Here is a 24,254-nt window from a genome sequence, read left to right as displayed (position 1 = left end):
GATATGCGCCACCTTCTGGTGGCGTTTTTTGCGTTCGGGCTTGCCACCATCTCAATAGGGGGCCGGGCTTGCGTCGGCATCGGCGGCGTCGAAATGGAGCAGGCGGTCGAAGGGGGCCCAGAAATGGCCTTGTTCTTACTAGCAGACCCTGGCACGGGCCGGGCCAGTTCATCAGTACGCACCTGCTCCTATCGCTTTCCCCAAGACAAAGGCTCGAAAGCTTCGCGGGAAAGCATTTTCGCGTCCAGGAAGTCAGAGTCCATGCCGACGTCCGCTTCTGGCCGCTTTCTGCCGGTTTTGATTGTGGTCGGCAGTTCGCAACCCGGAGCAGTTAGCTACTAGTTGAGCCCATCCCCGGCACTGGGAGTTATTCGGCTATCAGCTGTTGTAATCTGGTTGATGCTGACAATCTGCCCGCTCCAGATCATTTCGAAATGAGCGGTCTGGATGATTGATATGACAGGCCGTGGTGTCATTAGCGCCCAACAGGCGTTGCCTGGGGAGCGGACCGAGTTGTAGCGCAGGCCCGGGCAACCCGTCAGCTTCGTTTCCCTTCCCAGTTGATGAGAATGCGCGTAATCGTCTGGGGCATATATCGAGTGCGACAGTGGCACCCCTGTAGCGTCCCTCATCCCGGCATCGGTGAAGCTACAGGTCAGCCCTCTGAATACAAAGCGCTCGTAATTGAGATCCGGTACGTTCGACCAGTAGCGCTTCTGGTGATGGCGCACCTCGGCAATCGCGGTGTCCATTCTGTCAGCCAGGTAGAGCACGCCAAAGCTGCCATTGCTAAAGCGCGATCCGGTCGGGTTCACATGGGTAAAGGGTGCCGTTGCGTATGAGCACCCAGGAATACCGAACGGAATCTCGTCGCGAGGAATCAGCTCCAGCCGGCCAAGCTCGTTCTGCAATCTTGGATTCGTCATTGCCTGAAGCTGGTAAAGGGCTTCGAAGTCCGCTGCGTCAGCGACGTCATCGAACAAGGCAATGGGGGGAAACTTGGAGTTGACCAGGCGGTAAGTCTGCAGGCTCTCGCCTTCGAGGAGGGGAAAGCTGCTTAGCATTACCACTGGGCGCCCCGCAGAGTATCGATCCTTCTGAATGTCTCATACAGCGAGATCATGTCACCCTGCGCCATGATCTCGAGCGGCGTACGCCCGTTGAAGAACTCATTGCGGTTCTCCATCGCAGGGAAACCATAGACGTTCTCGGGGTTGTCGAACACCAAGCGCAGGGCCGCATGAATATTCAGCACAAGGCTGATGCGCTGCATCTGATCAGAGTCCAGGCTCACCGCCCAATCCGAGTCACGTTGGCTGGCCCGGGTGTAGGTGCTGCGCGAAATGCGTAGGACTCGGCAAGCCTGCTCGCAGGAGGCCTTCCATTTGTCCAGGATATTCAGCGCCGCACGGAGGCCGGCCGCACGTTGGCTTTTTGAGAAGTCCTGAGCTTGGATAGCTGCTGACATAGCTGGCACCTAAATTTGTTCTGCAGATTCAAATCTATCAGGTGTGCGTCTGTGGGTCAAAAGAGCAACAGCTCTACCGATGTTGCAAGGGCTTCCACTTCTGGTGTTAGCGCGATGGAGCTAGAACCGCTTGACCGGGTATGAGGTGTAGGGTGTGCCCTTGCCCATGAAGCGCAAGTGCATGGCGTCGGTGACTGCATTATTGGGCATCCCCCAGCTTTGATTGATCAGCCCGGCACTGGAGCCACAGTTCCTCGAGCCTCTCGGGGTTTTCGGCGAGCATTTCGGCCGACTCGAAGGGCATCGGTTTTTTGCACGCTGTCAGCAGCAACGCAATCAGCAGCAACAGAGCCCTGTTCATCAGGCGACTTCCTCTCGTTGGGTACAGTCAGATAGCAATGCCTGGCCATCAACCGGGCTCACCCGCCCCATAAACCTGGAGAGGTGTTCGGGTGGTTCGCTCTCGCGCCGTACCAGGTAGGTTGTCAGCATCGCGGGACAGCCGGCCAGCGGCCGGGCCACGACGTCCGGGTTGTTGAGTTCGGTGATACGCGCCAGGCTGGAGAAGCCCAGCCCATACCCGGCAGCCACCAGCGCCATCATCAGGTCCAGCGTCGGCACGCGGTCGGCGATGGTCAGCCGCGTGTCCACGGTGCCCAACACTTGCTGCAGCTGATGCCAGAAACCTTCGCAGACTTGCGGATCGCAGAGCACCAGCGGATAGCGGACCACCTCGTCGAGCGGCACGTGGCGATAGGTCAACAAGGGATGGCGGGCAGGTATCGCCACCACCAGCGGGTCGAACCAGACCGGTTCGGCCGTTAGCCCTTCTCCGACCGCATCAGACTGGGCGAAGCCAATGTCGAACAGGTCGTCGTTGAGTCTTCTGACCTGCTCGGTGAAGGTGACTTCCGAGAGGCAGATCTCGACCTCAGGCTCCTCTTCGCGGCACTGGGCGAGCAGGGCGGCCAGGCGTGACTGCGGGATACCGTCAGATAGCGCAACTCGAATGCGCCCGCGGTATCCAGCCGCGGCGCTCTTGACGCTGGCCTTGGCCTGGTCGACGACCGCCAACACGCGACGGGCTTCCTCCAGCAGCACCTTGCCGGCCCAGGTCAGGCGCGTGCGCCGCGTCGTCCGCTCGAACAGTTGTACGCCCAGGCGGTACTCCAGTTCCTTGATGATCCTGGAGAGGGGCGACTGTTCGATATGCAGACGCGCGGCCGCACGTGCAAAGTGCAGTTCCTCTGCGACGGCGATGAAACAGCGAAGGTGGCGCAGTTCCACGGCCTTTCCTCCCTTGCGTGATTCAGTCAGTTGTAGGGCTCGGCCTGCACGTCGCAAGTCCAGCTGCGCGGGCGACGCAGATTGACGATCTGCAGCAGGGCGCCCAGGGTGGCTACGCCGCCAGCGCAAGCGGCCAGGGTCCAGGTGGGCATCTGCAACAGCAGCACGAAGCCACCGGCGGCGGCACCAATGGCGCTGCCCAGGTAAAGCGCCGACTCGTTCAGCGCGATGGCCAGGTTGCCGTCGCCCTGGGTCTGGCGCGCCAGGATCAGTTCGTTGTTCTGCGGTACCTGCAGCGCCCAGCCGACGGCTCCCCAGACTGCGATGGGCAGCATCACCAGCCAGGTGCCGAGGGCGGCTGACAGCGGCAGCACGAACAGCGAAACGGCGAGGATCACCATGATGGCGAGGGTCAGGACCGGTCCTTTGATGCGGTCCACCAGGGGGCCGATCAGGAAGCTGCCCAGCACGCCGCCGATGCCCCAGACCCAAAGGTAGGGGGTGACCGAGCGCACCGCGCCATAGGCCGGATCTGCCAGCAGCGGGGCGATGAAGGTGTACATGCCGAGGCTGGCGATGGCGGCCAGCATTGACACCAGCAGGATGACCAGTACATGGCCATCGCCGAGGATGGCCAGCTTCTGGCCAATCGAGCTGGCTGCGGCAGCCGGCAGAGCCGGGAGTTTCAGCAACAAGCCGAGGAGTGCCACCAGGCCGAGCAAGGTGACCAGCCACAGGGCGGCCTGCCAGCCCATCTGCTCGGCGACCAGCAGGCTGAGCGGCACACCCAGCACCACACCGCTGGCCATGCCGCCCATGATGATGGCGATGGCCTTGCCGCGGCGCTCCGGGGTGGAAACGGCGGCCGATGCGCCGATGCCCATGGCCAGGTAGACCCCGGCGCCGATGCCGGCAACGGCGCGCCAGACCATCAGTGTGGTGAAGTCCTTGGCTAGCGCGCTGGCGGCATTGGCGATGACGAACAGGCCCAGGGCCAGCAGCAGCCCGGTGCGCTGGCGATGCGCCGGGGTCAGGGCGACGAAGACCGGCGAGCCCAGGCCGTAGGCCAGGGTGAAGGCAGTCACCAATTGGGCGGCCACCGCCACAGACACCGCGAACGAGGCCTCGATCATCGGGATCAGCCCGGCGGTGACATAGGAAGCCATGCCGAGGGCAAAGGCTCCGAGCGCTATGAGGTAGATGGGAGATTGGTTGGATGTGTGCATGCTAAGGCTCGCTTGCGCTCCAGCGGAGAGCGTTGAGGAGACGACAGGAGGATGCGGCCCCGAGCTGGGGCCGCATCCGGTTGGGGACTAGAGTTCGAGGCTGACGTCGTACTCGCTCAGCCAGGTGTTGAGGCCGACCGCCAGCTCCATACCCATGCGCTCGTACATGGGCGAGACGCTGCCTAGCGGCTTGGCCAGGGTTTGCTGGATACGGCCGCTGTCGAGCAACGGAGCTACCGGCGCATTGCGATCCGCCTGGATGGCGGCCAGGGCGTTACGCAGCGCCTGTTCGTAGGCCGGATCCTGGGTCGAGGGGTAGGGGCTCTTGACCCGCTCGCTGATCGACGCCGGCAGCAGGTCGCGCGTCGCCGCGCGCAGGATGCTTTTCTCCCGCCCGTCGAAGGCCTTCATCGCCCAGGGGATGTTGAAGGCGTACTCGACCAGGCGGTGGTCGCAGAACGGCACCCGCACCTCGAGGCCGACAGCCATGCTCATGCGGTCCTTGCGATCCAGCAGGGTCTGAACGAAGCGTGTCAGGTTGACGTAGCTCATCTGCCGCATGCGCTGGTCTACCTCGCTCTCGCCAGGCAGCATCGGGGCTTCGGCGATGGCTTGGGCGTAGCTGTCGCGCAGGAAGCTCTGCGTGTCCAACTGAGCCAGCAGACCCGGGTCGAACAGGGTCTTGCCATCGAAGTACTTGCCAGTGACTGAGGCCAGCCAGGGGAAGGTGTCCGCCTGGATCGCCTCCGGATCGTGGAACCAGCGGTAGCCGCCGAACACTTCGTCCGCACTCTCGCCGGACAAGGCCACCGTCGAGTGCTTGCGCACCTCCTGGAACAGACGGTAGAGCGACGGCCACATGTCGCCCCAGAAGGCTGGCGGCAGGTCGAGGGCGCAAACAATTTGAGCACGCAGCACCGGGTCGGCCAGCTCGCGGCTGTCGAGGACGATCTCCTGATGGCTGGAACGAATCTTCTCCACCAGGTCGCGGACGAAGGGAGCATCCAGCGTGCCGCGCACGGCATCACCGGTAAAACCGCTGCCGTGGTCGACGAAGTCGACGGAGAAGGAGCGGATGTTCTCCTTGCCGCCGGCGAGCAACTTCTTCGACGCTAGGGCGGTGATGATCGAGGAGTCGAGGCCACCGGAGAGCAGGCTGCACAGCGGCACGTCGGCGACGATCTGGCGCTCGACGATGTCCTCCAGCAGATCACGGGTATGGCGGATGGTCTCCTCCAGCGAGTGGGTGTGCTCGCGCGCCTCCAGTTTCCAGTAGTGGCGACGGCCCAGGCCCTGCCGGTTGATCCGCACGATCTCGCCCGGCATCACCTCGTGCATGCCGGCGAACACGGCATGTCCCGGCGTCTTCACCATTTCCAGGATCTCGCGCAAGCCATCGGCGCGCACCTTGCGTGGCACCAGCGGGTTGGCCAACAGCGCCTTGGGCTCGGAGCCGAAAATCACCCCGTCCGCAGTGGGGAAGTAGTAGAGCGGCTTGACGCCCATGCGGTCGCGGATCAGCAGCAGTTCCTGCGAGCGCAGATCCCAGATTGCGAAGGCATACATGCCGTTGAGTTGCTCGACGAAGGACTCGCCCCATTCCACATACGCGCGCAGCACCACCTCGGTGTCGCTGCGGGTCTCGAACCGGTGCCCGCGCCGTTGCAACTCGGTACGCAGCTCGCGGAAGTTGTAAACCTCGCCGCTGTAAGTAATGGCGGCGACGTCACGCAGACCACCGTGCATGGCTGCCATCGGTTGGCGGCCGCCTTCCAGGTCGATGATCGAAAGGCGGCGATGACCCAGCCCAACTGGTCCGTCGATCCACAGCCCGCCGGCATCCGGTCCACGCTGGGCCATGGTGTCGGTCATGCGCTGCAGGGTGTCGCGTTGTGCTTCCATGTTCTGGCTGTAGGACAGCCATCCAGCGATTCCACACATAGTCTTCTCCTTGTGAATGGGTTATCCGAGGCTTTCCAGGTCGCTGTCCTCGGCCATCAGCACGCGCGTCTCGCCATGGACGTAGCGCGCCGGTGGTGGGGTTTGGGCGTGGGTGTCGAGTTCGTTGAGCAGGCGCTGCAGGGACATGGCCGTATCGAGGTCAGCGAAGGCCTGGCGCGGCGGTTCCTTGAGCGCTACTGCGCGTACCACCTGCAGGCACAGCCGCGAAAGCTTGTGCAGGGTTTCCAGCCCAGGTATGTCGGGGGTGGTAGCGAACTCGTGCAGCAGTTCCTCGGCGCCGTTGGCTCCGCGCGTCCAGATGCGCAACTGGTCGTGATCCCAACAGGGCGTATCGAACACCAGGCGTGCATGGATCAGCCGGGCGTCGCGGTCGACGAAGCTGAAGTCCACCGTGCGCTGGCGGACGATGTTGACGAAGCTGCTGTAGCCAGTGACCGGTGCATCACCCAGGCCAGCGGTGAGCTGCACGGTGTCGAGGACTTCTTCGCCGGATATTGAGAAGTCCGAGCGCACGCCGAGTACGCCATGCAGCCTGAGCGCGCCCGGACGCGGGCAGATCCAGCCAATGAGGTCCAGTGCATGGATCACCTCGCTGGTCACGCCGCAGGTGGGGCGGTAGTCGTTGATGCGATCCTTGCTCCAGTGGAAGCTGGCGCGCACCAGCTGCCAGTCGTGCCGCTCGACCCACTCGCGCAGTTGCCGGGTGGCGTCCGAGTAGCGCTCCACCAGGTCGAGGGCGAAGCCGCTGACTTGTCCCAGCGCAGCGGAGAGCTCGGACAGGTCGTCCTGCGGAGTGACCAGGGGCTTCTCGCAGATCACGAAGCCCCGGTAGCCGGCCAACTGCTTGAGCACGGACGCATGGCTGTGGTCGTTAACGCTGACCACGACGATGTCCGGCGCGTATTCCTCCAGTGCCCGGCCGACGCTGTCAAAGTAGGGCAGGCTGCTTGGTCTCTGCCGACGGCCGACATAGGCCTGCGACAGCGGCATACCAGTGCTGGTGGCGATGTGTTCGAAGGTGCGGCGGTAACGATTGCCGGCGTAGCCCAGGCCGATGATCAGGATCTTCATACCGAGGCCTCCTGACGAACCAGCAGGCGCTCGTCGCTGACCGCGAAGCCCAGGGCCTGGTACAGCCTCCCGGCGGCCTCGGTGCTCTGCAGCACCACGGTGCCGACGCCGCGGTTGGCGAACCAGCGCAGCAGGTGCTGCATCAACTGGAGGGCAATGCCGCGATTGCGCCATTGGGGCTCCACCACCACCGACTGCACCCAGCCGGACAGGCCATTCAGGCAGCCGGGGGTGGGGGCGCGCTGGTCGATGATGGCCGTCGCGCAACCCAGCACTTGGCCGGATTCCTTGTGCTCGGCGGCGAGGATTTGCACGCAGTCGCTTTCGTTCAAACGGTTGCTCAGCCAGCTGCGGTACTCCGCCCGCCACTGCGCCGAATCCTTCGGCGTCTTGCTCGAGTAGCTGGCCGAGGTGCCGTCCAGCAGGTGTGCGCGCATTTCGACCAGACTGGCGAGGTCGGCCAGAGTCGCCGGGCGCACGGTGAAGAAGAACAAATCCATCTCAGGCCACCTCTGCGCGGAAGGCCTGGGAAGCCAGTGGAATCGAGAAATGCTCGAAGGTCTCGCGAAGCGAAGCCGCCAGGTGTTCGATCTGCGCATCGCTGTGGTTCGGCGTGGCGTTGACGCGGAAGCGCTCGGTGCCCACGGGCACCGACGGGTAGTTGATCGGCTGCAGGTACACGCCGTGGGTATGCAGCAGGCGCTCGGCCGCTGCCTTGCAGCGCCGTGCCTCGCCCACCAGCACCGGCAGCACGTGGGTCTGGGAGCAGCGCATCACGGGCACGTCTTGTTGCTTGAGGCGCTCGCGCAGCTTCGCTGTTTGGGTGTGCAAGCGGTCACGCTCAGCGCTGTTGGCCTTGAGGTGCTCGACGCTGGCCAGGCAGCCAGCGGTGATCGCCGGGGGCAGGGAGGTGGTGAAGATGAAACCGGTGGCAAAGGAGCGTACCGCGTCGACGATCACCTGGGTCGAGGCGATGTAGCCGCCGATCACGCCGATGGCCTTTGCCATGGTGCCCTGGATGATGTCCACCTGGTCGGTCCGACCGAGTTCAGCGGCAATGCCCGCGCCGCGTGGGCCATACATGCCGACGGCATGCACCTCGTCGAGGTAGGTGAGGGCGTTGTAGCGCTTGGCAACCTCGACGATCTCGGCGATGGGGGCGATGTCGCCGTCCATCGAGTAGACCGACTCGAACACCACGATCTTCGGCTGACCCTGCGGATAGCTGGCGAGTATCTGCTCTAGGTGCTCGACATCGTTATGACGGAAGACCTTGCGCTCGTTCGGCGTCGAGCGGATGCCATTGACGATGGAGGCGTGGTTCAGTTCGTCGCTGATCACCACGCAGTCGGGAATGCGCCGAAGCAAGCACTGGATGGTGGCATCGTTGGAGCCAAAGCCGGTGGGGAACACCAACGCCGCTTCCTTGCCGTGCCAGTCGGCCAGGCTGGCCTCCAGGCGGGAATACACCTCATGCGAGCCGCCGATGTTGCGCGAGCCACCGGATCCTGCGCCGTAGGTTTCCAGCGCGTCGTGCATCTTTTCGCGGACGATGGGGTGCTGGGACATGCCCAAGTAGTCGTTGCTGCACCAGACGACCACCGGTTCCTGGTCGTGGCCTTCCAATTTGGCCAGTGGGTATTGGCCGCAAATGCGGCTGAGGGTGGTGAAGGTGCGGTACTGGTTGGAGGACTTCAATGTCTCCAGTTGTTCGCGAAGTAGTGCTTGGTACATCCCTTTATCTCCTTAGCAAGTTGATGACACGTCGATATGTGCTTCCTCATCAAGCAAGTGCCTTGGCTCGCGCGTTTGCGGCCAGGCCGGGGTATTCTTCTTGGGATTTATGGGGGTTACAATTTGACTGTTTATACTGTTACTGGAGGTAATCGGATGAGCGTGCCCCGAACACTCGAACGCACCCGGGCAGAGTTGGCCGAATTCCTGCGCAGTCGCCGCGAGCGCATCTCGCCGGAGGAGGTGGGACTACTCGCTGGCAGCCGAAGACGCACGCCAGGGCTGCGTCGAGAGGAGGTCGCCGCTTTGGCGGGGGTGGGCTTGTCCTGGTACACCTGGCTGGAGCAAGGGCGGGAGATCAGCGTGTCCGCGACCTTCCTCGATAATCTCTCCCAGGCACTCAGGTTGGATGCCACCGAGCGTCGTCATCTGTTCCTGCTGGCCCATCAGCGCCTGCCGGCAGAACCTGGACGGACCTGGTGCGTGGTGCCGCCGCTGATCCATCGCCTGATGGCGGATCTCCCGACGCGCCCGGCCTATGTGCTCAACCTGCGTTGGGACGTGCTGGCTTGGAACGCCGCGGCAGACAGGGTCTTCGGCTTCTCCGCGATACCGGCTGACCGTCGCAACCTACTGTGGATGCTATTCACCAGCCCGGCCATGCAAGCGCTGTTTAACCCCTGGGAGGAGCAGGCGCTGCAGATCCTCTCCAGCTTCCGGCGCGACTTCGTACGGGCAACCCAGGATCCGGAAATCGCCGCGCTGGTGAAGGACCTGGCAAAGGTCTCGCCCGACTTCAGGGTCTGGTGGCAACAGCAGGACATCCATGGCCCGTGTCAGGGCATTCGCAACCTTTGCATCGAGCCGATTGGCCAGATGGTGTTCGAGCACACCACGCTGACCATCGACGAGGATCGCCACCTGCGCCTGGTCTACTACGCAGCCAAGGACGGGCGGCCGGAGAGCCGAGCCTTCGAGCAATGGCTGCAACAGGAGCCGGTTCAGGTTTAGGTGGGGAAAGGCATTCAGCCAATCGCCGGTCCGCGCTGACGTCCCAGTTGCCAGGACACGCTGTTGCCCCGGACCACGGCTGAGAGGTTCTGTCCAAGCCTGGGCTCGATAACCGGCTTCCAGGGCACCAGCCTGAAGCCCACACCGTCATCGAGCATGGCGAATCGCCCGCTGGCCAGTTGCACGCTGCGCCGGTAGGTCCCGCTGATCCGCTCGCCATCAACCAGGGGGCGATATTGTAGGCGTGTCTGCGCAGTGATCTCGCGCGCTGCCGCCGTCAGCTCGCGTTCTCGTAGGGTCGCCAGCAGGTTGCGCGCGAGCACAACGCGCTGCCTCCGGCGTTCGGCCAGGCCCAATTCCACCAGGAAGTCCGCACGCTGCCTCAGTGCTTCGCGCACCTCTCTCCCGAAGCCCTTATCCACTAGCCCCTGGTTGCCCCCGATCAACTGCTGATCCAGCCAGGTCGCGCCGATGGCACGTGTCTGCCGCTCCACCGAAAGCGACGTGCGCAACTCGACGACGACATCGCCAAGACGGGGGGCGTCATGCTGTCGGCCTCGTTCCGGCAGGTCGGCGGGCACGCGCCAGACGCCCTCATCCAACCGCTCCACGATACCGGCCCGACGCAGGGCTTCCAGACGGCGCACATGGCGTTCGACCAGCACATCGGGATCGTGTCCCTCGGCGGTCTGTGACCTTGCCAGCGCGAGGTGATGGTCGGAGCGGTAAATCCCATCCGCAGCCAGTGAAGAAATCGAGCGATCCACCGCCCGCGGTTCGCTCATGGTGCGCGTTTCCACTACGGCGCCGATGGGGAAGTCGGCCAGTTCCGTTCGAGCTGGCAGGGAGAGGTAGTGGGCCTTGCCGTCGAGACCATCCACTACTAGATAGCCGCGGTCGTGCAGCTCATCCGCCAGCCCCTTGGCCACCACCCGGCCGATCACGGCAGGGCTGTCGCCACCTGGCTCAAAGACAACCAGATCTCGCTGCGTACTACCCATCGCACGCTGCATCGTGCGCACGATATCGCCGCGCTCGCCCATGGCTCGCAAGGTCGCCTCGGTGTCGTCACGTATGGCCCATTGGCCGGGTCGAACTTCATGGGATAGATCCAGCCGCTGCAGGTGCTGCAGTCGGCCGATGAGCAACTGCCGGCGGGGATTATTGGCGAGTGTCTTCAGGCTCAGCACGCCCGACTGGCGTTCGCGCAGCAGAGTGCGATCCAGGTTGGTCCAGCGCTCCTGTTGCACCTCGCGCTGCAAGCCGCACTGCATCTCCAACTCTGTGCGCGGGCCGAGCCACTCGGTGGCCAGTTCCGCGGCGCGATTGCGCATACCATCGGCGATGTAGTCGCGGGCAATGACCAGGTCCTTGCCGGTATCGTCCTTGCCGCGCAGGACAATGTGGGTGTGCGGGTTGTCGGTGTTCCAATGATCGACCGCCACCCAGTCGAGGCGGGTGCCCAGGTCAGCCTCCATTCGACTCATCAGGTGGCGGGTGTAGGTTCGCAGATCATCCAGCTGCTCGGCATCCTCGGGTGAGACGATGAAGCGGAACTGGTGCCGGTCTTCCCGGCCACGCGCCTCGAAGGCCTCCACGTCGGCCTGGTCGGTCAGCGGGCCGTAGGCTTTACCAGGGTTGCCCTCGCGACTCACACCGTCGCGCTCGATGTAGCGCAGGTGGCTGAGGGTCGAACGCTTGCCGGCCTGGCGCAGGTTTACCAGACGAGTCTTGATGATGACCCTGCGGGCGTTGGGTGCCTGTTGCTGCCTACTGAAACATGCGGCGACATGGCCGCGACCGAGACGGGCACCGGGTTGCTGGCCAGCTTTGCCCGCCTTACCACTGCCGGATTTGTTGGCCTGGCGAAGTACCTGATTGATGAAGGCCTGTCCGCGTTGCTTCGGTTTCCCGGGTTGGGTGCGGAAGCGTTGTTCGTTGTCCTGATTGCGTTCCTTGCTCATCCGGAGGGATCTCCAAGCTGATCTTAGTGGAGCGTGGTAGGCACGCGCTTGAGCCAGCGTTTTCGCGCCAAAGACGCCAAGCCTGCACTTGATCACACCAGCTCTGTGCCACATACAACCCACGTGCAGACTGCCTTCGAGCGCCACGAAGTGCTGCGCCCTTTTATCTTGCCCTCCGCTTTTTCCCTGCCTTGGCGCTTCTGGGGTGGGTAATCATGTGTGGCCGGCCTGGCCTCGGCGCAGGCCTGAACAGGCGGGCAGGGGCATAGCTGCCGGCACGGCGGCGGCGGTCGTTCGCGCAAGCCAATCACTCGAAGTCGCAGGTCTGGAAGACGTGAAGTGGACGGGCTCATCGGCGCGACTCCAACCACAACGGATGCGCCCGACCGACTACAGCGCTGATGGAGACTGGACCGAAATAGCGGCTGTCGAATGACTCCGGGTTGGCGGTGCTGAGCAGGAAGAGTTCATCGCCAACCAGGCGTCGGCAGGACTGCCAGGCTGGCAGCGTTCGACCATGTCGGTCCTGGTGCAGACGCCTGACGACAACCTTCTCGTCGACCAGAACCTGGTCACCCCGTATGCAGACGTTCTGCGGTGGAACGGCGGCCACCCACTTCAGCAGCGGGACATGCGCCGGCAGATAACAACGCTGTGCCGCTAGTGTCGCCGCGTGTGCAGGCAGGCGGACGAGCACCAGGTCGCCGACCGCCAGTGAAGCGTCCGAGGTGATGAGGTACCAGCCGGTGGGCACACTGTTGGAGGCGTTGTAGACAACCTGTGGCAACGACGTTCCAAGCGTCGCCCAACCCAGTGCGACCAAACCGCCGGCAGCCAATGCCAGTGGCCATCGAATGCAGCGAGCACCTATTGTTATCGCAGCGTGCCCCCAGCGAGCTGCCGCATGTGGGCGGACGGACGACTGCCCAGCCTGCGTGCAACAGGGCACGATCTGGTCCGGGGCTTGCCCCAGGGCCTCGATGGCCTCGATGGCCTCGATGGCGTCGATCTCGGCGACACACGCCTGCACCTGCTTGTCGCTATCCGCTTGCGCTGGCGGCATGCTGTTGCAGGCCGTCATGGCGTGACCTCCGGGAACTGCCGCTCCAGTAGCTCGCGCAACATCTCCGCCACTGTGACGCCCTGGCTGAAGGCCGCCAGCTTGATGCGGGTGCGCAGTGCCGGCGTGATATCCAGTGTCAACCGTGCCGTGTAGCGCTCGATTTTGCCGTTGTCGATGGAGGCGCCCTGGCGTATCCAGGCTTCCGCTTGCGGGTCGGCCATTGGACGCGTGCCGATACCGATACGCTTGCTGCTCATGGCGACCACCGCAAGAGCTCGTCCACCAGGCTGCTGACCTCGCGTGCGGCGGCACTATCTGGTGCCAGCTCGCGTGCCAGTCGGCCGGCCGCGGCACTCTCGGCGAAGACGATGCGCTGACGCAGCTCGGCCTGCAGGGCGGGTAGCGGCTGGTCGGCTAGTGCTCCGCGGGCTTCCCGGCCAATAATCGTTGTACTGATGCGCCGGTTGATGGCGAATGCCGCGCGCAGGGTTGGCCGGAACACCTGCGCCTCACGGATCAAGCTGACCATCTCCGCGCTGGCCCACAGGTCATAGGGACTGGGCTGCACCGGGATCAACACGCGCTCAGCGGCTAGCAGTGCCGAGCGGGCGAGGGCGGCGATACGCGGAGGACCATCAATAATCACGTGGTCGGCGCGTCGTGCCAGCTCCGGTGCTTCCTGGTGCAGGGTTTCCCTCGCCAGGCCGACGGCGCTGAACAGCCTAGGCAGGCCCTGCTGGCTGCGTCGCTGTGTCCAGTCCAGCGCCGAACCCTGCGGGTCGGCATCGAGCAGGATCACGTTGTGGCCACGCAGGGCCAGTTCGCCGGCGATATGGGTGGCCAGGGTGGTCTTGCCGACCCCGCCTTTCTGATTGAGCAGGGCAACGATCATGGCCGGATCTCCCCGACCAAACAGTGGCCCTTAGCACCTGTCCACAACGGGGCGCCTGCCCAATTACAAGTTAGAGCTTTTGAGTTAGTAAAGTTAAGAGCGGCTGCAGGCCGCGCCAGGCGTGGCCTGCAGGGGCATCCGTACTCCTGATGGCACGAGGGTCGTACTCCCGATAGCACGAGCCGGGTTGCGCCTGATAGCACGAGTGAATTCACAGCTTGCCCGCAGGATATCCCCGTGCCGTCTACGGCACGGGACGAAAAGCCAGCAGCTCGGTCGAGGGTGGCAGGTGCACGATGCCCAACTGGTACCCCGGTAGCGATTGCCGAGCGACCAGCGCGCGCAGGTCGAAGGCGAAGTCCGAGTAGCGTGCCATGCTCCCCGACTTGCGGTGCAGGTGACGAAAGTCGAACTGCCAGCCATCCTCCTGCCTCCCGCCGTGCTTGCGCACCAGGCGGTACAGCCAGCGTTCGATGCCGCCGGTGAGTCGGAAGTAGGCCGGATCGATGGTCAGCACTAGGGCCTGGTCGAGCACCCCGCTGTAGAACCAGTCCGGCAGGATCAGCTCGATACCTAGCGGGCGGCCATCCGCCGCGGCCAATTCCTTCCACTCGTTGATCCAGGAGAAACGATGCAGGCGCCTGCCGGTGGCCTCGCGGATCGAGGTGGCCACGCTGGTCGACTGCAGCCGATCCAGGGCGGCCTTCAGTCGCTGGTAGTCGCGAAGCGAAGTACCACGTCCGATGAAACGCAGGATCTCGTAGGGCGTCGCCCGCATCAGGCGCGAAGTGGGAATGCCCGCATCCCGCGCCTCGACGATCTGGCTGGCCGCCCAGATCAGGATGTCGGCATCCCAGATCGTGGCAATGCCATGCTCCAGCGTGCCCTCCACGCGCACCGTCACGCCGCCGGAACGGAAGTCGATGGGCACAGTGCGCCGCGACTTGGCTAGCGAAAAGAATGGATGCGCCATCAGGTCCTGGGCATCGCGCGGTGCCATGTCGCCCGGCAGCGCTCGAAACAGATCCAACTGCTCGCTCTCCTTCGGCTGGGCATATTGGCAGCGACTCATGGGCGAAGACTTCACTGGTCATGTCGGCTGGCTCCCTGGTGGCGGTCGACGTACTCGGGATCGAAGGTGGTCTCGAAACTGCGCGCATCGGCCCAGGCTTGAAGGTCGGCCAGCGCGTACATCACGCGGCGGCCGAACTTGTGGAAGCGCGGTCCGCCACCGATCACCCGCTGCTTCTCCAGCGTGCGTGGCGAAAGGCGCAGGAAGGCCGCCGCTTCGTCGTTGGTGAGGTAGCGAGGGGCAGGGGAGGCCTGGGGCATCTGCGCTGTGTTATCGCGCGCAGTCGGGCTCATGGCGTGTGCCGAAGGGCCGGCCTTACGATGCACGGGTGAGTCGAGATCGACGAGGCGAGGATGACGGGTGAGGTCGGGCGAGTGCGGCATGATATGTCCTCCGTTGACGTGGGAGGAGCACCGTGCGCTAGCCGTCGTGCTTGATCATGCCGGGTTGGGTCTGGGCAGCGTCGATGGGGAGCGGGACTTGGATTGTTACCCAAAGGGTCAGGACGTTGACCGAGCACGCCCAGGTAGGAGATCGAGCACTCCCCGGCAGGCGACTCCGCAACGGCCCGTGCGCGCAGCACCGCTGTTTTACGGATTTGCGGCTTCGCGCAGAACCTGAAAAGCGCATCGGCACTTTTCCGTACTTCCGTAAAAACGTAAATCCGCTTCCCCACAGATCCGCAGTTCCGTAGAAGCGGATTAGCTCATTTGTGCAGATACGTAAGTCCGTAACGGTCCGAATGCGCGACCGCGATTCGGTTCATCTGCCGCTGGCTGATCGCAGGGTGCGTGCAGCACCCGATCAGCCTCCAGGGTGGGGCGCTTGGGTGTCCGAATGGACAGGGGCGCAAAAAACAAGGGCACCGAATCGAACCCGGTACCCGCAGCCCACACTACCCGTTCCAGAACACATACACCTGCTCGACGCCGGTCTCGAGGGTGAACAGGTCGCAGTCGATCTCCAAGGGTGGTGGTGACAGGCATCCAGTGGTGATATGGATCTACTCGGCGAGCCGAAATGCCGAGGCCATTCTTTCCTGTTCTTTAGCGCTGATTCCCAGCTTTTTGGCCGCAGGCCGCCAGAGCAGTCGGACCTTTGCGCGAAGGTCTTCGATGATCTCCAGGGCTTCCTGCTGCTTGAGCCGGAAGTAACCGGAAACAGAAATAGCCAGGTCCAGGTCGAGAGCGTTGTCGGACTCCGAGACATTAAGCTTCAGCCCATCGGAGTAAGGCACCGGATTCATATCGTAGGCGGCGGAAAGCTGCCATCCCTTGCCGGGGACGAGGATAAAACCATGGTTGCGCAAGTGGTCATCGGTGTTGCCGACCAGCATATTGAAAACGATGCGCTTCCATAGCTCCTGAAGATCAGCCTCTGGAGTGGCTCCGTGCCGTATCAGCACTTCGGCGATTTCCAGGTAGCTGGCGCCGGTTGAGTGGTCATCGCCATCCACATGTTCCGTCATGGTCATGGCGGAGGCGAAGTGCAATCTCTCGCCCATGGCGGTGCGGTCGAAGCGCTTGACCATGAAGCAGTGATGGTTGCTGGCGTATTTCCCTGCGGTGGCTTCCGCCACGCGCAGGCCGCAGGCGTTGGCCAGGATATTGACCACCATTTCCCAGGCGCCGACATCGTATTCGTCGTTGTTGCTGGGGAACTTGGCGATCCACAAGGCGTTGTCCGGATCTACCACGCTGGCTTTGGGTCGGGCGCCACCCAGTGAGCCGCCCGGGGCTATCAGCATCTTCAACCAGTCTCGGCCGTCGCTCATGTCCTCGCCCTGTTCGAAGCGCCTGGAAGCCTCCTCAAGCTCGCGCATACTTGTCATGGGCGGTGCCGCCATGTCGTGGTGGTCATCCAGGAATGGGCCATCCACATCCGTCTTGAAGCGAATGGCTCCCACACGGAAGCTATCGTGCACACCCAGCAGATAGTCGGACTCGAATAGCTTCGAGCCCTGGAGGGCAACTCCAGCTCGCATATCCCGTTCATGTCTACGCCGCATCAGCAAACGCCCCCAGCGGTCAGGCGAGGCGTCGGCGAAGATACCGAAGGTGGCGGCGCCCTGGGCGGAGAACTGGCGCCCTGCGAATGGCTGGAGTCGCGGATCAAGCAGCGCTTGTTGCGCCAGGCCAGCCAATGCCGCGTCGGCAAATTCGAACTCGAACCGCTCGGTACCGCGTGTGCGCTGGCAATGCAGGGTACCCAGGCTCTGCGGGCTATCGAGCCCCACCCAATCGGCGAAGACCAAGATCTGGCTAGCCATTGAGTTCCTCCATCAACTGGGCCGCCAGGTCGGCGCCGGTAACGACCTTCTTCCGGGCTGATTTGGCTTTGGAGGGATCTTGCTCAATGGTTTTGGAAGGCGTCGTTGCAGGACGTCGGGGCTCACCCCCCGCCGACTTGATCAACACTCCCGCAGCAGGTTTTGTGGCGCGTCGTTGAGATGTGGGCTGGCTTGGAGGGGCCGGCTTGTTCTTGCTGGCAGACGTCCTCGACGGTGACAGGGCTGCGTCCTGAAGGTGGCGACCAAGCTCATCGTGCAGGGCTACCTGGGTGATGTCTTTCTCCAGTCCGAGGACTTGCAGCACGGCCATGTAGGCGCCGAGGGTCACGCCTGCGCTGCCTTGCTCAAGAGACCTAAGCGTCGGCAAAGACATGCCAGCCCGCTCAGCCATCTGCTTGGCAGTGATCTTGCGACGCTTGCGCGCGAGTATCAGACGCTCTCCGAACTCCTCGAGCAGCCGATCAGATCCGGGCAGCAGTGGGGCAGTGCGCTTTGCCATTGGGAAAATATTCTTTCAGAAAAATGTTGGTTATGAAGGAATAATATCACATGTTTTCTCGTTTTTCTCTAAGAGAGGATTCCCAGATAGAGCTATTACTTAATTTTTACCAAAAAAATGAAGCAATATTTTCACTGCTCTGGCGGGTGAGGCGCCCCTGAGCCATCGCCAGAGGCTTCATGAATGCTGCTTAGCATCACGGTTGCTTCAGATCGGTTCTTCCCATATGCACAACGTGTCGCTGTTTTTTGAATTTGGCGACACGTGATGCTCTCGTATCGCTGGTGACGACATGTGTGCGCAAGTGTTCTTGAAATGGCTTTTTTGCGACGTATTGGCTCAAGACTCGGTGGGTAGTGAGGAGCGCCGTGGGGCGCCTGATGTGCGGCTGCGATTAGGCGTGCCTGCTTCTGGCTGATCGCAGGGTGCGTGCAGCACCCGATCAGCCGCTAGGGTGGGGAGCGCGGGTGTCCGAATGGACAGGGGCGCAAAAAACAAGGGCACCGGATCAATCCCTGTGCCCCGCAGCCCAGGCTACCTGTTCCAGAACACATGCACCTTCTCGAAGCTGGTCTCGAGGGTGAACAGGTCGCCGCCGATCTCCATGTCGCGGGCCATGGTCCGGTAATCAATGTAGTGAGTCAGGTGCTGGTGAATGCTGGTGGTCTCCTTGGTCAGCTGCTGGGCATAGTCGGCTACCCGTGGCGCCGGACTGGGGGATGCGACGGGAGCTGATGAGTCAGAGCTATACGACTCGGCTCGATCACCCCCCTGGTTTCAGAGCAAAAGGAAAGGCCCCTCAACGGAAGGGCCTGTCAGTGAATCGGTAGTCGCCGCCAGGGTTTCCTGAACCTGCTTAGCGGCCCATCGACCGGCGTTGTTTAGCTGCCGAACCCAGGCGCCCCGGCTGGGACTCCACTTGAAAGCATGGCTTTTGAGCAGGGTCCGTGTTTGTTCGTCCGGCTTACCTGGGAAGATGAACATCACACGGTTTTCCTGGGTGTCTTCCTTGTATGTGAACCCGGCACCCTCGATCACAGCATCCAGCAGGGCACGTCGGCTTTCCAGCTCTTGGATGCGCTGCTTAATGCGGCGAATGTTCGCGTCGTTGTTGCTCAGCGCGTAGGGGAGAAACCTACCCAGTTGCAAAAATCTGGTTTGATCGCCTCGGCGGCCAGCTTCTCGGTAAAGCCTAACACCATCAGCGCGGCAACCTGGGCGACAGCGGTCTTGTTGTTGCGGATAGCCTGGTTGGAACAGCTAATTCGTCAGCCCATGCGGCTAGCCGGCTGGCCGCCCTCGACCGTCGCAGCAGATGGTCAGACTTCTATCTGATCCACCATTTTTCAGGGCATTATCAAGCCCGATTCCCAGGTATCTGGCTTTGCTTTCAAGCTTCGTATGACCAAGCAGGAGTTGGACCACTCGTAGGTTTCTAGTCCTGCGATAGATCAGCGATGCCTTGGTTCGCCGTAGTGTGTGAGTGCCGTACCTGTAGGCGAATTAATCCAACTCTCATATCCCGGTTAGTTCACCCAGCAGTTCTTCCTTGAGCTTGTGCAGCAGCGGTGCGGCGCGATCACGCGGATGGGGCAGGTCGACCTTGATCTCGTGCTTGATCCGGCCCGGATGGGCGTCCATGACGATGACCCGGTCGCCCAGGTAAAGCGCCTCTTCCACGTCGTGGGTCACCATGATCATGGTGCTGCGCTGCTGCACCCAGATGCGTTGCAATTCGCGTTGTAGATGGACGCGGGTGAGGGCATCGAGGGCGCCCAGGGGCTCGTCCAGAAGCAGGATCTTCGGCTTGGTGATCAGGGCGCGGGCGATGGCCGCCCGCTGCGCCATGCCACCGGAAAGCTGGTGCGGATAGGCGTTTTCGAAGCCGGTGAGGTTCACCAGGGCGATGTGCTCGGCCACCAGACGATCCTTTTCTGCCTTCGACAGCTTGTGGTTCTTCAGTGCCAGGCCGATGTTCTTCTGCACCGTCATCCAGGGGAACAGGCGATGGTCCTGGAAGACGATGCCGCGCTCCAGGCTGGTAGCGACGATGCGCTCGCCATCCAGCAGGATGTCGCCCTGGTATTCGGCTTCCAGGCCGACGATCAGGCGCAGCAAGGTGGATTTCCCGCAGCCGCTGGCGCCGACGATGCTGACGAACTCGCCGGGGTTGACCTTGAGGTCGACGCTCTCCAGCACCGGCAGGCTCCGGCCTTCGATGCGGTACGACTTGGACAGGCGGTGAATTTCCAGGGCGCCTGGCAGGGTTTGCTCCTCGGTAGCCGGAGCGAGCTTGGGAATGGCTGTCATGGTGGCCTCAGCGGAGGTTGCGCCAGCGCAGCAGGTGGCTGGCCAGTCGAGTGAAGAGAAGGTTCATCAGGTAGCCGAGCAGGCCGATGCAGAGCACGCTGAGGACGATCACGTCCATGCGCGAGCCGGCTTCGGCGTTCATCATCAGGTTGCCCAGACCGGCGCCGGAGGAGAGAAACAGCTCGCTGCCCACCGCCGTGACCCAGGCGAACGCCAGGGCGTGCAACACGCCGGTGGCGATGCTCGGCAAGGCGGCCGGCAGCAGCACGTGGAAGAACTGCTGGAAAGGGTTCAGTTCCAGAACCTGGCCCACTTCACGCAGGCGCCGGTCGACGTGGCTGAAGCCTTCATAGGTGTTCAGCACCATGGGGTAGAAGGCTGCCAGCGACACGATGAACACCTTGGAGAATTCACCGTTGCCGAACCACATCGCGATCAGCGGAATCCAGCCGAGCATCGGAACCTGGCGGATGGAATGCAGCAGAGGGCCAATCAGCCGGTTGGCGATTCGCGACAGCGCCATCAGCACACCGAGCGCCACGCCGAAAAGGATGCCGAAGAACAAGCCGCTGCTGGTTCGCGCCAGGCTGGCAAACATGTTGACGAACAGCTCGCCGCCGACCACCAGGGCGACCAGGCTCTTGCCGATCTCCGCTAGCGGCACGAAGGCGTAGGCGCCGGACGCATCCTGGCGCGACATGTATTCCCAGCCGGCCAGGAGCAGGGCAGGAAGCAGCAGGCCGCGCAGGTGGCGCAGGGAAGAAAGGGACAAGGACATAGGCGCCTCCTAGCGGGCTTTCCAGCGGAACAGATGTCGTTCGAGCAGGCGGAACAGGAAGTCGAGGGAGAAGCCCACCACGCCGGCCATCACCACTCCGACCATGACTACGTCTATGCGCAGCATCTGTCGGCTCATTTCGATCATCTGCCCCAGGCCACTGTCAGCGGCCAGCAGCTCGGCGGCCACCAGTACGACCCAGGCACGGGTCAGGCTGATGCGCAGGCCGGTGAGGATGGGCGGCGCGGCGGCAGGCAAGGCAACTTCGCGAATAAGTGTGGGCCAGCGCAGGCGATAGACGTCCGCCACCTCGAAGTAGCTGCGCGGAATCGCCTTGACGCCCTCGCTCGCGGCCAGCGCCACCGGGAAGAACGCGGCCTTGGCGACGATCACGATCTTGAAGGTTTCCTCGATGCCGAAGAACAGCACGAACATCGGGATCAGCGCGATGCTGGGAATCTGCCGCAGGGTATGGAACAGCGGCCCGCAATAGGCCGTCACCGTCTTCGACAGCGCCATCAGCACGCCGAACGCCAGGCCGCCCAGGGAACCGATGGTGAAACCCAGGGCGAGGCGGGACAGGCTGTTCAAGAGGTGTTCCTGCAACTCGCCACTGGCCAGCAGTTCCTCGAAGGCTTGCAGCACGTGCAGTGGCGGCACCAGCAGTTGCTGGGGAAACAGCCCGGCGTCCGCCACCACGGCCCAGAGTGCGAGCAGGGCAACGGGGGAGATGAGCCAACTGGAGCGGCTGGCGAACCATTTCAGTCCTCGATGCATCTTCAATTCTCGTTCAGCAGGGAAAGGGAAGCGCGGCTGCGGCGTTGCGCCAGGAACCAGCAGGCGAGGGCGGCGAGCAGTACCAGTGGAATCCAGCAGAGGAACAGGCGGTCCAGTCCCAGGGCCTGCCCGAGCAGGCCACCGAGCATGGCGCCACTGAAACCACCGAGCATGCCGGCCAGGTTGAACAGCCCGGAAATCTTGCTCTTGTCCATGCGGTGCTCGCTGAGCCGGCCCATGTTCACCAGATGCACCAGCGAGCCGGCGATGCTCAGCAATACCCCACCCAGTGCCAGGAGCGCGTACTCGTGGGCGGTGCCCAACAGCAGCAGGGCGGCGATCGCAGCCGCCAGGGCCACCAGGTAGGCGGTGCCACGGCTGCTGCGCTGTACCAGATAGCCCAGGCTGAACAGGGCGACGACCGACGACAGGCCCTGGACCATCAGCAGGCTTACCGCCTGCGTCTGGGAAAGCCTGGCCACGTCCATCGCCAGCAGGAGGATGAAGGTTCCAAACAGGGCACCGGTTGAATTGCCGAGCATCTCCAGCAGGCAGCTCTCGGCGATATCGGGGTTGGCTAGCATGGCCTTGACCTGTTCCAGGAAATTGCCGCCGTCCACGGGCGTACCGGTCTCCTGCGCGGGGCCGCTTTCCTCACCCCAGAAGCCCAGGCTGTAGACCGCCATCAGGCCGAAGCACAGGCCGATCAGGGCGAAGGCCAGGGCATGGCTGGTGGTACCGGTCAGCCAGTTGCCCAACAGCGGGCCGAGGATGCTCATGCCTATGGTCAGTGCCATGCGATACCAGCCGGCCTTGGCAAGGCCGATATGCCGCAGCTGCTGGAGGAAGGCGCTGTTCATGGCGACGATGCGGAACGGGATGCAGAAGCCGATCAGCAGGCGCGCGGCGGCCAGCCAAAGCCAGTTGGCGAAAAGCGGGATGGCCAGGTTCAGCAGCATCGGGCCGAGACTCGCGAGGAAGTACACGCGGCGAGTGCCGTAGCGGGCGATGACGAAACCGGCGGGAAGGGTCAGGAACACCATGCCGAGGGATTCCATGGCCGAGATGATGCCGATCTGCATGGTGTTGGCCCCGATCTCCATCGCATAGAGCGTGGTGACGATCTTGGCCATGCCGATGGTGGCGCCGCTGAAGGCCGCCAGGAACATGAAATTGACGAGAAAGCGCGGGTTCACGGCTGGGGCTTTCCTGTCTGGGTGAATGGAGTGGATTGCATGCGCAAGGTCCTGATTACGAAGGCAAAGTGACGTTGCAGCATGTGTGCCAGCGGCACTGGAGTGTTGCGAAACCAGCAGTGGCGCGGGTTCCAGGGATGGGGTGAGGTGCGTTTTCGGGAGGCATTGCTGTTGGGGCAGCAGCAGGGTGCTGGTGGAGCAGCAATAGGGACGCAGTAGTGCGATCTACGAGGTCCGGCGAACAAAAAAGCCACCTCCCCCCTGCCTGAAGGGAGGCAGCCAGGTCTGTCAGCGCGCGGTAATCACCGCGAGCTTGGTGATGCCCGCCCGCTCGATGGAGGCCATGGCGCGGGCCACGACGCCGTAATCCACCTGGTCGTCGGCCTGCAGTTGCACGCGCAGTTCCGGGTCCTTGGCCTTGGCTGCTTCCAGGCTGGTCTGCAGCAGGTCGGGCTGGATCTCGTCCTTGTTGATGAACAGCTTGCCGGCGCCGTCGATGCTCACCACCAGCGGGTCCTTCTGCTCGGGCGGGGCCACCGCCTCGGTCTTCGGCAGGTTGATCGGGATAGAGTTGGTCAAGAGCGGTGCGGTGACGATGAACACCACCAGCAGCACCAGCATCACGTCCACCAGCGGGGTGACGTTGATTTCGGAGAGGACTTCGTCGTTGTCCTGGGTGGAGAAGGCCATGTCAGGAAGCCTCCTTCACAGTGGTCGCGGTGCGCGCCGGATGGGGATTGACGATCAGCTTGAAGGCGCTCTTCTGCGCCAGCAGGTAGAAGTCGTGGGCGAAGTCGTCGAGGTCGGCTGCGGTCAGCTTGAGGCTGCGCAGAAAGTAGTTGTAGACCAGCACCGCCGGGACGGCGACGGCAATGCCGACGCCGGTGGCGACCAGCGCCGCGCCGATCGGCCCGGCCACGGTTTCCAGGCTGGCCGAACCGGCCGCGCTGATGCCCTTGAGGGCTTCCATGATGCCCCAGACGGTGCCGAACAGGCCGATGAAAGGCGAGGTGGAGCCGATCGAGGCGAGCACCGCCAGGCCGGACTCCAGGGAACGGCGTTCGCGCTGGATCTGCTGACGCAGGGCACGCTCCAGACGGTCCTGGTGGTTGATCGCCTGGCTCAGGTCGCCGGGCTGGCCACCTTGTACCTGGATGGCGGCGAAGCCGGCCTGGGCCACGTGAGCGGCGGCGCCGGCATGCTGCTGCAACTGCTCGACGGCGCTGTCCAGGCTGGTGGCGCTCCAGAAGCGCTTCTGGAACTGGCGGTCGCGGTGTTTCAGGCGGGCGAACTGGATGCTCTTGACCAGGGCCAGGCCCCAGGTGACGACGGAGAAGCCGATGAGCAGCCAGATCACCAGGTGCTCGATGGAGGCGAAGGGGTTGGTTAACAGGTCCATGGAGAAGTCCTCTGATCAGTTCAATTTGAAATCGATGGGCACGCTGACCCATCCGTCGCGGGCGACGTCGCCCTGCTTGGCCGGCACGAAGGTCCAGCGCTTGACCGCACGCACCGCCGCCTCGTCGAGCAGTTCGCGGCCGCTGCTGTTCTGCACCTGCACCTCGCTCGGCGAGCCGCTGGCCAGCACATGCACGCGCAGCAGCACGGTGCCTTCCCAGCCGCGCCGCTGGGCAAAGGTGGGGTACTCAGGCGC

Annotated in this window: 28 protein-coding genes and 1 pseudogene; 3 read left to right on the top strand and 26 right to left on the bottom strand. The window is 63.3% G+C overall.

All coding sequences use genetic code 11. The features are described 5' to 3' along the window. Positions 1-338: 338 nt before the first annotated feature. From E8F12_RS02720 to hemA, 9 genes are all read right to left on the bottom strand, one after another. Positions 339-1,064, bottom strand: coding sequence for an RES family NAD+ phosphorylase (locus E8F12_RS02720; protein WP_280323760.1), 726 nt, complete (start codon positions 1,062-1,064; stop codon positions 339-341). Continuing rightward, a complete protein-coding gene (locus tag E8F12_RS02715; RefSeq protein WP_280323759.1) occupies positions 1,064-1,468 on the bottom strand; it encodes an antitoxin Xre-like helix-turn-helix domain-containing protein in 405 nt (134 codons plus the stop codon). The genes E8F12_RS02720 and E8F12_RS02715 overlap by 1 nt, the downstream gene beginning before the upstream one ends. 199 nt (positions 1,469-1,667) lie before the next feature. Beyond that, entirely contained in the window at positions 1,668-1,829 is a 162-nt protein-coding gene (locus E8F12_RS02710) for a hypothetical protein (RefSeq protein WP_280323758.1), read from the bottom strand. Beyond that, positions 1,829-2,755, bottom strand: a complete 927-nt coding sequence (locus E8F12_RS02705) for a LysR family transcriptional regulator (protein WP_280323757.1) — start codon at positions 2,753-2,755, stop codon at positions 1,829-1,831. The genes E8F12_RS02710 and E8F12_RS02705 overlap by 1 nt, the downstream gene beginning before the upstream one ends. A 26-nt stretch (positions 2,756-2,781) precedes the next feature. After that, positions 2,782-3,981: an MFS transporter gene (locus tag E8F12_RS02700; RefSeq protein WP_280323756.1), complete on the bottom strand. Its 1,200-nt coding sequence runs from the start codon at positions 3,979-3,981 to the stop codon at positions 2,782-2,784. Between the two features lie 87 nt (positions 3,982-4,068). Then, complete coding sequence (gene asnB, locus E8F12_RS02695; RefSeq protein ID WP_280323755.1) at positions 4,069-5,922, bottom strand: asparagine synthase (glutamine-hydrolyzing); 1,854 nt, start codon at positions 5,920-5,922, stop codon at positions 4,069-4,071. A gap of 21 nt (positions 5,923-5,943) precedes the next feature. Continuing rightward, entirely contained in the window at positions 5,944-7,014 is a 1,071-nt protein-coding gene (locus E8F12_RS02690; protein ID WP_280323754.1) for a Gfo/Idh/MocA family oxidoreductase, read from the bottom strand. Next, positions 7,011-7,514 (bottom strand): GNAT family N-acetyltransferase, encoded by a 504-nt coding sequence (locus E8F12_RS02685; RefSeq protein WP_280323753.1) that lies wholly within the window; start codon positions 7,512-7,514, stop codon positions 7,011-7,013. The genes E8F12_RS02690 and E8F12_RS02685 overlap by 4 nt, the downstream gene beginning before the upstream one ends. A gap of 1 nt (position 7,515) precedes the next feature. Next, complete coding sequence (hemA, locus tag E8F12_RS02680) at positions 7,516-8,748, bottom strand: 5-aminolevulinate synthase (RefSeq protein ID WP_280323752.1); 1,233 nt, start codon at positions 8,746-8,748, stop codon at positions 7,516-7,518. A gap of 156 nt (positions 8,749-8,904) precedes the next feature. On the opposite strand from hemA, the gene E8F12_RS02675 reads away from it, so the two are divergent. Continuing rightward, on the top strand, positions 8,905-9,759 hold the full coding sequence (locus E8F12_RS02675) for a helix-turn-helix transcriptional regulator (RefSeq protein ID WP_280323751.1): 855 nt from the start codon (positions 8,905-8,907) through the stop codon (positions 9,757-9,759). Positions 9,760-9,773: 14 nt separating this feature from the next. On the opposite strand, the gene E8F12_RS02670 is transcribed toward E8F12_RS02675, so the two are convergent. From E8F12_RS02670 to E8F12_RS02630, 9 genes are all read right to left on the bottom strand, one after another. Then, complete coding sequence (locus tag E8F12_RS02670) at positions 9,774-11,723, bottom strand: relaxase/mobilization nuclease and DUF3363 domain-containing protein (RefSeq protein ID WP_280323750.1); 1,950 nt, start codon at positions 11,721-11,723, stop codon at positions 9,774-9,776. Between the two features lie 349 nt (positions 11,724-12,072). Next, a complete protein-coding gene (locus E8F12_RS02665) occupies positions 12,073-12,804 on the bottom strand; it encodes a S26 family signal peptidase (RefSeq protein WP_280323749.1) in 732 nt (243 codons plus the stop codon). Then, positions 12,801-13,043 (bottom strand): hypothetical protein, encoded by a 243-nt coding sequence (locus E8F12_RS02660; RefSeq protein ID WP_280323748.1) that lies wholly within the window; start codon positions 13,041-13,043, stop codon positions 12,801-12,803. The genes E8F12_RS02665 and E8F12_RS02660 overlap by 4 nt, the downstream gene beginning before the upstream one ends. Further along, positions 13,040-13,678, bottom strand: a complete 639-nt coding sequence (gene parA, locus E8F12_RS02655) for a ParA family partition ATPase (protein WP_280323747.1) — start codon at positions 13,676-13,678, stop codon at positions 13,040-13,042. Before parA ends, E8F12_RS02660 begins: the two co-directional genes overlap by 4 nt. A 244-nt stretch (positions 13,679-13,922) precedes the next feature. After that, complete coding sequence (locus tag E8F12_RS02650) at positions 13,923-14,750, bottom strand: replication initiator protein A (RefSeq protein ID WP_280323746.1); 828 nt, start codon at positions 14,748-14,750, stop codon at positions 13,923-13,925. An 11-nt stretch (positions 14,751-14,761) separates the two neighbouring features. Then, positions 14,762-15,133, bottom strand: a complete 372-nt coding sequence (locus tag E8F12_RS02645; RefSeq protein ID WP_280323745.1) for a helix-turn-helix domain-containing protein — start codon at positions 15,131-15,133, stop codon at positions 14,762-14,764. A 620-nt stretch (positions 15,134-15,753) separates the two neighbouring features. Then, positions 15,754-17,019 (bottom strand): HipA domain-containing protein, encoded by a 1,266-nt coding sequence (locus tag E8F12_RS02640; protein WP_280323744.1) that lies wholly within the window; start codon positions 17,017-17,019, stop codon positions 15,754-15,756. Continuing rightward, positions 17,012-17,539, bottom strand: coding sequence for a helix-turn-helix transcriptional regulator (locus tag E8F12_RS02635; RefSeq protein WP_280323743.1), 528 nt, complete (start codon positions 17,537-17,539; stop codon positions 17,012-17,014). Before E8F12_RS02635 ends, E8F12_RS02640 begins: the two co-directional genes overlap by 8 nt. Positions 17,540-18,073: 534 nt before the next feature. Then, positions 18,074-18,196, bottom strand: a complete 123-nt coding sequence (locus E8F12_RS02630; RefSeq protein WP_348532399.1) for a hypothetical protein — start codon at positions 18,194-18,196, stop codon at positions 18,074-18,076. Positions 18,197-18,240: 44 nt separating this feature from the next. On the opposite strand from E8F12_RS02630, the gene E8F12_RS02625 reads away from it, so the two are divergent. Continuing rightward, positions 18,241-18,369, top strand: a complete 129-nt coding sequence (locus tag E8F12_RS02625; RefSeq protein ID WP_280323742.1) for a DUF4113 domain-containing protein — start codon at positions 18,241-18,243, stop codon at positions 18,367-18,369. A 97-nt stretch (positions 18,370-18,466) separates the two neighbouring features. Then, on the top strand, positions 18,467-18,874 hold the full coding sequence (locus E8F12_RS02620; RefSeq protein WP_280323741.1) for a hypothetical protein: 408 nt from the start codon (positions 18,467-18,469) through the stop codon (positions 18,872-18,874). Here the strand turns inward: E8F12_RS02620 and E8F12_RS02615 are convergent. The 8 genes and pseudogenes from E8F12_RS02615 to E8F12_RS02580 all read right to left on the bottom strand — a co-directional run. Continuing rightward, positions 18,821-19,030 (bottom strand): annotated as a pseudogene (locus tag E8F12_RS02615) (hypothetical protein); the annotation flags it as partial. The gene E8F12_RS02620 and the pseudogene E8F12_RS02615 overlap by 54 nt on opposite strands. A gap of 24 nt (positions 19,031-19,054) precedes the next feature. Next, on the bottom strand, positions 19,055-19,849 hold the full coding sequence (locus E8F12_RS02610) for an ABC transporter ATP-binding protein (RefSeq protein WP_280323740.1): 795 nt from the start codon (positions 19,847-19,849) through the stop codon (positions 19,055-19,057). Between the two features lie 7 nt (positions 19,850-19,856). Continuing rightward, positions 19,857-20,627 carry an ABC transporter permease gene (locus tag E8F12_RS02605; RefSeq protein WP_280323739.1) on the bottom strand — a complete coding sequence of 257 codons (771 nt, stop codon included), beginning with the start codon at positions 20,625-20,627 and terminating at the stop codon, positions 19,857-19,859. A gap of 9 nt (positions 20,628-20,636) precedes the next feature. After that, complete coding sequence (locus tag E8F12_RS02600) at positions 20,637-21,404, bottom strand: ABC transporter permease (protein WP_280323738.1); 768 nt, start codon at positions 21,402-21,404, stop codon at positions 20,637-20,639. Positions 21,405-21,406: 2 nt separating this feature from the next. Beyond that, positions 21,407-22,600 (bottom strand): MFS transporter, encoded by a 1,194-nt coding sequence (locus tag E8F12_RS02595; RefSeq protein ID WP_280323737.1) that lies wholly within the window; start codon positions 22,598-22,600, stop codon positions 21,407-21,409. 288 nt (positions 22,601-22,888) lie between these two features. Beyond that, positions 22,889-23,290, bottom strand: a complete 402-nt coding sequence (locus E8F12_RS02590) for a biopolymer transporter ExbD (RefSeq protein WP_280323735.1) — start codon at positions 23,288-23,290, stop codon at positions 22,889-22,891. Position 23,291: 1 nt separating this feature from the next. Beyond that, complete coding sequence (locus E8F12_RS02585) at positions 23,292-23,999, bottom strand: MotA/TolQ/ExbB proton channel family protein (protein WP_280323734.1); 708 nt, start codon at positions 23,997-23,999, stop codon at positions 23,292-23,294. A gap of 15 nt (positions 24,000-24,014) precedes the next feature. Then, positions 24,015-24,254 (bottom strand): energy transducer TonB (locus E8F12_RS02580; protein ID WP_280323733.1); only part of this gene is annotated, 240 nt, incomplete at its 5' end.

It is taken from the genome of Pseudomonas sp. BN102 (genome assembly GCF_029871245.1).
GTDB lineage: Bacteria > Pseudomonadota > Gammaproteobacteria > Pseudomonadales > Pseudomonadaceae > Metapseudomonas.
Note: the sequence above shows the minus strand (reverse complement) of the source record. Positions and strands in the feature narration are given on the sequence as shown.

What these genes read in the sequence shown, in the direction of transcription:
- E8F12_RS02720 (WP_280323760.1), bottom strand. Translation starts at nt 1,064, where the DNA reads ATGCTAAGCAGCTTTCCCCTCCTCGAAGGCGAGAGCCTGCAGACTTAC.
- E8F12_RS02715 (WP_280323759.1), bottom strand. Translation starts at nt 1,468, where the DNA reads ATGTCAGCAGCTATCCAAGCTCAGGACTTCTCAAAAAGCCAACGTGCG.
- E8F12_RS02710 (WP_280323758.1), bottom strand. Translation starts at nt 1,829, where the DNA reads ATGAACAGGGCTCTGTTGCTGCTGATTGCGTTGCTGCTGACAGCGTGC.
- E8F12_RS02700 (WP_280323756.1), bottom strand. Translation starts at nt 3,981, where the DNA reads ATGCACACATCCAACCAATCTCCCATCTACCTCATAGCGCTCGGAGCC.
- asnB (WP_280323755.1), bottom strand. Translation starts at nt 5,922, where the DNA reads ATGTGTGGAATCGCTGGATGGCTGTCCTACAGCCAGAACATGGAAGCA.
- E8F12_RS02690 (WP_280323754.1), bottom strand. Translation starts at nt 7,014, where the DNA reads ATGAAGATCCTGATCATCGGCCTGGGCTACGCCGGCAATCGTTACCGC.
- E8F12_RS02685 (WP_280323753.1), bottom strand. Translation starts at nt 7,514, where the DNA reads ATGGATTTGTTCTTCTTCACCGTGCGCCCGGCGACTCTGGCCGACCTC.
- hemA (WP_280323752.1), bottom strand. Translation starts at nt 8,748, where the DNA reads ATGTACCAAGCACTACTTCGCGAACAACTGGAGACATTGAAGTCCTCC.
- E8F12_RS02675 (WP_280323751.1), top strand. Translation starts at nt 8,905, where the DNA reads ATGAGCGTGCCCCGAACACTCGAACGCACCCGGGCAGAGTTGGCCGAA.
- E8F12_RS02670 (WP_280323750.1), bottom strand. Translation starts at nt 11,723, where the DNA reads ATGAGCAAGGAACGCAATCAGGACAACGAACAACGCTTCCGCACCCAA.
- E8F12_RS02665 (WP_280323749.1), bottom strand. Translation starts at nt 12,804, where the DNA reads ATGACGGCCTGCAACAGCATGCCGCCAGCGCAAGCGGATAGCGACAAG.
- E8F12_RS02660 (WP_280323748.1), bottom strand. Translation starts at nt 13,043, where the DNA reads ATGAGCAGCAAGCGTATCGGTATCGGCACGCGTCCAATGGCCGACCCG.
- parA (WP_280323747.1), bottom strand. Translation starts at nt 13,678, where the DNA reads ATGATCGTTGCCCTGCTCAATCAGAAAGGCGGGGTCGGCAAGACCACC.
- E8F12_RS02650 (WP_280323746.1), bottom strand. Translation starts at nt 14,750, where the DNA reads ATGAGTCGCTGCCAATATGCCCAGCCGAAGGAGAGCGAGCAGTTGGAT.
- E8F12_RS02645 (WP_280323745.1), bottom strand. Translation starts at nt 15,133, where the DNA reads ATGCCGCACTCGCCCGACCTCACCCGTCATCCTCGCCTCGTCGATCTC.
- E8F12_RS02640 (WP_280323744.1), bottom strand. Translation starts at nt 17,019, where the DNA reads ATGGCTAGCCAGATCTTGGTCTTCGCCGATTGGGTGGGGCTCGATAGC.
- E8F12_RS02635 (WP_280323743.1), bottom strand. Translation starts at nt 17,539, where the DNA reads ATGGCAAAGCGCACTGCCCCACTGCTGCCCGGATCTGATCGGCTGCTC.
- E8F12_RS02620 (WP_280323741.1), top strand. Translation starts at nt 18,467, where the DNA reads ATGGCTTTTGAGCAGGGTCCGTGTTTGTTCGTCCGGCTTACCTGGGAA.
- E8F12_RS02610 (WP_280323740.1), bottom strand. Translation starts at nt 19,849, where the DNA reads ATGACAGCCATTCCCAAGCTCGCTCCGGCTACCGAGGAGCAAACCCTG.
- E8F12_RS02605 (WP_280323739.1), bottom strand. Translation starts at nt 20,627, where the DNA reads ATGTCCTTGTCCCTTTCTTCCCTGCGCCACCTGCGCGGCCTGCTGCTT.
- E8F12_RS02600 (WP_280323738.1), bottom strand. Translation starts at nt 21,404, where the DNA reads ATGCATCGAGGACTGAAATGGTTCGCCAGCCGCTCCAGTTGGCTCATC.
- E8F12_RS02590 (WP_280323735.1), bottom strand. Translation starts at nt 23,290, where the DNA reads ATGGCCTTCTCCACCCAGGACAACGACGAAGTCCTCTCCGAAATCAAC.
- E8F12_RS02585 (WP_280323734.1), bottom strand. Translation starts at nt 23,999, where the DNA reads ATGGACCTGTTAACCAACCCCTTCGCCTCCATCGAGCACCTGGTGATC.